Raw genomic sequence first — 5,822 nt, 5'->3', positions numbered from 1 at the left:
ACGCCTGGTCCGGGACTTTGGTGTCCAGTTCGTCTCCTTCCAGGATGACGAGTTCATGGCGCACAAGGACCGGGTCCTGGAATTCTGCGCCGCCCGGAACCGCCGTTTCCCGGAGCTGCGCTGGTCGTGCACCGGCCGGGCCAATCTGGTGGACGACGAGACGGTGGCGAAGATGCGGGCCTCCGGCTGCTGCTCCATCTCCTACGGCTTCGAGTCCGGCTCGCCGAGGATGCTCAAAGGCATGAAGAAGGCGATCACCATCGAGCAGATGGAGCGGGCGGTGACCATCAACCGCCGCCACGGCCTGCCGATCCCGGTCTCCTTCATCCTGGGCATGCCCGGTGAGGACGAGGCCAGCTGCCAGGAGACGGTGGATTTTTGCATCCGCAACAACCTGCACCTGGGCTCCCTGATGTTCGCCACCCCGTACCCTGGCACCAGCCTCTTCCAGTTCGCCCTGGAGACCGGCCGCATCCGGCAAGACAACCTCCACGACTTCGTCATGTCCCTGGGCGACGCCCGGACCTTTCTCATCAACCTCACCGACACCTTCACGGACGAGGCCCTCCAGGCGAAGTACACCTGGATGCAGGAGGAGGTACGGCGCCACTACCGACCGCTGCCGCCCCAGGAGATCGAGGCCCGAATCCAGGCCCTCTACGGCCCCCTGGCCGAAGACTTCTGCCGCCTGTCCCCCGAGGACAAGGCCCACCGCGCCAAGCACGGCGCTATCGACCTCTTCTAGCCATGGCCTCTGTTCTCGCCGTCGTCGTCGCCCGGAAGGGCAGCAAGGGCCTGCCCTCCAAATGCATGCTGCCCATCGGCAAGATGCCGGTGGTGGAGCATGTGCTCGCCTGGTGCCAGGGCCTGAGCACGCCGGAACTGGCGGTGACCACCGTGCTCTCCACCGACATCCCGGAGGCCGAGCCCCTGTGCGGCCGGCACGGTGCGCTCTTCCTGCCCCGGCCCGCCGAGCTGGCCGGCGACCGCACCCGGATCGAGGAGGTGCTGTTCCACGCCTGGCAGGAAGCCGGCCAGGGCGCCGACTACCTCCTCCTGGTCTACGGCAACATCCCGGTGCGCCACGCCGAGCTGGTGCAGGGGCCGGTATGCTTCCTTGCGGAGCGGCCGGAATTCGACGCCGTCTTCACCTTCCAGCCGGTGGAGAAGTTCAACCCGGCCTGGATGGTGGACGTATGCGAAGACGAGCTGCCGGACTGGCCGGCCGCAGCCTTCCGGCGCCAGGACCTCAAGCCCTACATGATCCACGACGGCCACACGGTGCTGACCCGGGCCAGCTACTTTGCGAGCTTCTGGCCCGAGGAGGCCAGCCGCCGCCAGGGCCGGATGTACGAGTCCTTCGGCCGGCGGATCAAGCCCTGGCTCCACGACCGGCTGGTCATCGACATCGATGCGGAACGGGATTATCTGCTGGCCCGGGCGGTCCTTCTCTGCCCGGATCTGCCCAGCGGGCTGGTTGGGCGGCCACGGGGGGCGGATTGGGCGACCACGGGGGGCCGCCCCTGCGGGGTCAATCCGGATGGCAACGGTGAACGGCTGCCGGGCGGCAAGGAGGTGCGCTGATGGGCTCCGACAATCCAAAAATCCTGCCTGTGGATGAGCTGGCTGCCATCCTCGACACCATCCGGGCCAACGGCCGGCGGCTGGTGCTCTGCCATGGCGTCTTCGATCTCCTGCACATCGGCCACATCCGCTATTTCGAGCAGGCCCGCCGCCACGGGGATGTGCTGGTGGTCACCGTCACCCCGGACCGGTTCGTGGACAAGGGTCCCCATCGGCCGGCCTTTGGCGAAGAGCTGCGGGCCGAGGCCGTGGCCTCCCTGGGCTGCGTCGATTTCGTGGCCGTGAACCTCTGGCCCACCGCCGAGGAGACCTTGCGGACCCTGCGGCCCCATGTCTATGTCAAGGGCGCCGAGTTCAAGAATCTCGCCAGCGACCCCACCGGCAAGATCGCCCGGGAGGCAGCGGTGGTGGAGGAGATCGGCGCGACGATCGCCTTTGCCGAGGATATCGTCTTCTCCTCCTCCAACCTCATCAACCGCTATCTGTCCAACCTGCCGGAGGAGCTGAGCAACTACGTGGAGCTGTTCCGCAGCCGCCACTCCCTGCCGGAGATCGTCTCCATCCTGGACCGGATGAGCGATCTTCGGGTGCTGGTCATCGGCGACACCATCCTGGACGAGTACCAGTACTGCGAGGCCATCGGCAAATCCTCCAAGGATCCCACCCTGGTCCTTCGGTACCAGTCCCACGATCTCTTTGCCGGCGGCGTCCTGGCGGTGGCCAACCATGTGGCCAACTTCGCCGGCGCGGTGGATCTGGTCACCCTGCTGGGCGAGCGGGACCGCCACGAGGAGTTCATCCGTGGCCAGCTTCATGCCAAGGTCCGGCCCTTCTTCCACACCCAGCCCGGGGCGCCTACCCTGGTGAAGCGCCGCTTTCTGGACGGCTACTCCTTCAACAAGCTTCTCGAGGTGTACCTCATGGACGACTCCGGCCTGCCGCCGGCGGCGGACGCCGCACTCAATGCCTGGCTGGCCGAGCATCTGGCCGACTACGACCTGGTCATCGCCTCGGACTTCGGCCATGGCGCCATCAGCGCCCAGGCCGTGGCCACCTTGTGCCAGCACGCCCCGTACCTGGCCATCAACACCCAGGCCAATGCCGGCAACCGGGGCTTCCACACCGTCTCTCGCTACCCGCACGCCGACTACGCCTGCATCGCCGAGCACGAGCTGCGCCTGGAGACCCGGGCCAAGAACGGCAACCTCCTGCCGGCCATGCAGCGGATCGCCCGCCAGCTGGGCACCCGCCGCATGGTGGTGACCACCGGCCGCAAGGGCTGTACCGTGGTGGAAGGCGACCAGCCGGTGGTGCAGGTGCCCGCCTTTGCCCAGAAGATCGTCGACCGGGTGGGCGCCGGCGACGCCTTCCTGTCCGTGACCGCCATGGCGGCGGTGCAGGAGGCGCCCAGCGAGATCCTGGGCTTTCTGGGCAACATCGTCGGCGGCCTGGCGGTGGAGGTGATCGGCAACAAGAAGAGTATCGACCGGGCCAGTGTGCAAAAGTACGTCACCGCAGTGATGAAGTGATTGCCGGCAGGCTTGAAGCCGCGGGCTGTCCGTTGACACCCCGCGGTATGTCTGCCTGGTCTGGTGACAGTCTGGTGCCCGTCGTTCTTGCCGCAGGGAATCGGCGAGACGCTCTGCTGGCACGAGGGACGGCTGGCCGTCTGACACACGTTCAGGGGCCGAACGAACAAAGAACAACCGATGGAAGGAATGACTATGCAGACAGCCAGGAAATTGACCGTATCGGATGCCTTGCAGCTCGACGTCCGCGAACGGATCAGGCTGGTCGAAGCCATCTGGGACAGCATCGCTGCGGTCCCGGAGGCGGTCGAGCTGACCGACGAGCAACGGGAAGAACTGGACAGGCGGCTGGGAGCATTCAACTCCGACCAGGTGAAAGGATCCCCATGGGACGAGGTTCGGGCGCGCCTCCTTGCTCAGGAGTAGCCCGTGTTCTTTGTAAGACCTGAAGCCGAGCGTGATATCGCCGAGGCGCAAGCATGGTACGAGGCGAGAGAGCCCGGACTCGGACTCAACTTCATTGCCGAGCTGGACGCGGCGTTAGCTCATCGAGGCAAACCCGACGGTGTATCAGAAGGTCCATAGGAACATCCGACGAACACTCACGAGGCGATTTCCCTATGGTGTCTTCTATGTCCTCAAGGACGAGGACGTGGTGGTGATCGCCGTCCTCCATGCAGCCAGGAATCCAAAGCTGTTGCGGGAGAGGGCCAGAGGCCGCTAACACCGGTGCGCCGGAAGCACAAGACCCGCCTGATATCCATGACCGCCAGCAGCCCCCCCCACCGCTTCCCGCTCTTCGACCGCTCCCGGCTGCGGCTGCGGCCGTTGGCCGAGCGGCGCCACGATCTCGACCTCGCCAGTCTCCTGCCCCTGGCGCCGGTGGCCGAGGTGCCGCCGGTCCTGGCCCGGGTGGCGGACCACATCCGGACGGCCCGCGAGGCCAACGCCCCGGTGCTCCTTTTGATGGGCGCCCACGTGCTCCGCTCCGGGGTGCAGCGCCATCTCGTCGATCTCCTGGAGCGGGGGCTCCTCTCCGGCATCGCCATGAACGGCGCCGGCCTCATCCACGACTTCGAGCTGGCCCTCATTGGCGCCACCACCGAGTCCGTAGCCCGTTACATCCAGGACGGCTCCTTCGGCCTGTGGCAGGAGACGAGCCGCCTGAACGACATCGCCAGCCAGGCCGCCCGGAACGGCCGGGGCCTGGGCGAGGCGGTGGGACAGGCCATCTGGGAGGAGGGGCTGCCGCACCGGGATCTCAGTGTGCTGGCTGCGGCCTTCCGCCTGGGCATCCCGGTCACCGCCCATGTGGGCATCGGCTACGACATCGTCCACGAGATGCCCAACTGCGACGGTGGGGCCTGGGGTGCCGCCAGCTACACGGATTTCTTGCGCTTTGCCGCCCTGGTCGAGGGCCTGGAAGGCGGGGTGGTGATGAGCCTGGGCTCCGCGGTCATGGGGCCGGAGGTGTTTCTGAAGGCCCTGGCCATGGCCCGGAACGTGGCCAGCCAGGAGGGCCGCTCCATCCGGCGCTTCACCACCCTGGTCACGGATCTGCACCCTTTGCCGGAGCGGGTGGATGCGGAGCCGGAGCGCTCCTGCGCCGGCTACTATTTCCGGCCCTGGAAGACGCTCCTGGTGCGGACGGTTGCCGATGGCGGCGAGGGCCTGTACCTCCAGGGCCGGCACGCCGACACCGTGCCCGCCCTCTGGACGGCTCTGACGACCGGCCGCGAACCCCAACCCGGAGGAAGCCCATGACATCAGCCGGTCACTGGTCCGACAACGTTGCCACCCTGACCAGGCTGCTGGCCGATTTGTCGGCCCGGGAGAGCACGGGCCGGGAGCTGGACGCCGACGCCGCCTTCATCCGTTGGCGTGACACCACCCTGGCCCTGCGGGCCGCCCGGGGCACGGTCTATCTGGTGGGCAATGGCGCCTCCGCCTCCATGGCCAGCCACTTCGCGGCCGATCTGGCCAAGAATGCCCATGTGCGCACCGAGGTGTTCTCGGATCTGTCCCTCATCACCGCCATCGCCAACGACCTGTGCTACGAGGAGGTGTTCGCCGAGCCCCTGCGCCGCCGCTGGACCGCCGGGGACATGCTGGTGGCCATCAGCTCCTCGGGCCGCTCCCCCAACATCCTGCGGGCAGTGGCCGAGGCGAGGCGCCTTTCCGGCACCGTGGTCACCCTGTCGGCCATGGCCGCCGGCAACCCGTTGCGGTCCGCCGGTGACCTCAACTTCTATCTGCCGGCCGAAACATACGGCCTGGCGGAAAGCGGCCATGCCGCCATCCTCCACCACTGGATGGATCTGGTGGCGGCGGGCAGCGGCCCCGGGGTGTCTTGAGGGGGCCACCGCCGGACACGGCGGTCTTGACCAAGGGTGGCGTTGTGATTCATGGTGACTCAACAAGAGTCATCATCAGGAGACAGCCGTGGGCCAGCTTACCCTGCGGGGCATACCGGACGACATTCGGGCATTGGCTGAGGCAGAAGCGCGGAGCAAGGGGATCAGCCTGAACAAGGCCTTTCTGGCCATCCTCCGCAAGGGAGCAGCACGGCCAGCACGACCCCGCCACCAGGACCGAGGCGAAGGCGAGTTCACCCCCTTCCTGGGGCTCTGGTCGGAAGAGGAGGCGGACGCCTTTGACCAGGCCCTCCGTGAGCAGCGGGGTACGGACGGGGAGCTGTGGCCGTGAAGA

At 67.2% G+C, this 5,822-nt stretch carries 7 protein-coding genes; all 7 read left to right on the top strand.

Translation table 11 applies throughout. The features are described from left to right. On the top strand, positions 1-745 hold a 745-nt coding region (locus AB1634_06230), incomplete at its 5' end, for a radical SAM protein (protein MEW6219119.1). A 2-nt stretch (positions 746-747) separates the two neighbouring features. Next, positions 748-1,584 carry a hypothetical protein gene (locus AB1634_06225; GenBank protein ID MEW6219118.1) on the top strand — a complete coding sequence of 279 codons (837 nt, stop codon included), beginning with the start codon at positions 748-750 and terminating at the stop codon, positions 1,582-1,584. Further along, positions 1,584-3,113, top strand: a complete 1,530-nt coding sequence (locus tag AB1634_06220) for a PfkB family carbohydrate kinase (GenBank protein ID MEW6219117.1) — start codon at positions 1,584-1,586, stop codon at positions 3,111-3,113. Before AB1634_06225 ends, AB1634_06220 begins: the two co-directional genes overlap by 1 nt. A 195-nt stretch (positions 3,114-3,308) precedes the next feature. Then, entirely contained in the window at positions 3,309-3,539 is a 231-nt protein-coding gene (locus tag AB1634_06215; GenBank protein ID MEW6219116.1) for an addiction module protein, read from the top strand. A gap of 336 nt (positions 3,540-3,875) precedes the next feature. Further along, complete coding sequence (locus AB1634_06210; protein MEW6219115.1) at positions 3,876-4,877, top strand: hypothetical protein; 1,002 nt, start codon at positions 3,876-3,878, stop codon at positions 4,875-4,877. Then, the gene (locus AB1634_06205; GenBank protein ID MEW6219114.1) at positions 4,874-5,467 is read left to right on the top strand and encodes an SIS domain-containing protein; all 594 of its coding nucleotides are present in this window, start codon (positions 4,874-4,876) and stop codon (positions 5,465-5,467) included. Before AB1634_06210 ends, AB1634_06205 begins: the two co-directional genes overlap by 4 nt. A gap of 88 nt (positions 5,468-5,555) precedes the next feature. Then, on the top strand, positions 5,556-5,819 hold the full coding sequence (locus tag AB1634_06200; GenBank protein ID MEW6219113.1) for an antitoxin: 264 nt from the start codon (positions 5,556-5,558) through the stop codon (positions 5,817-5,819). Positions 5,820-5,822 lie beyond the last annotated feature (3 nt).

The sequence above is a fragment of the Thermodesulfobacteriota bacterium genome (assembly GCA_040755095.1).
Taxonomy (GTDB): domain Bacteria; phylum Desulfobacterota; class Desulfobulbia; order Desulfobulbales; family JBFMBH01; genus JBFMBH01.
Note: the sequence above shows the minus strand (reverse complement) of the source record. Positions and strands in the feature narration are given on the sequence as shown.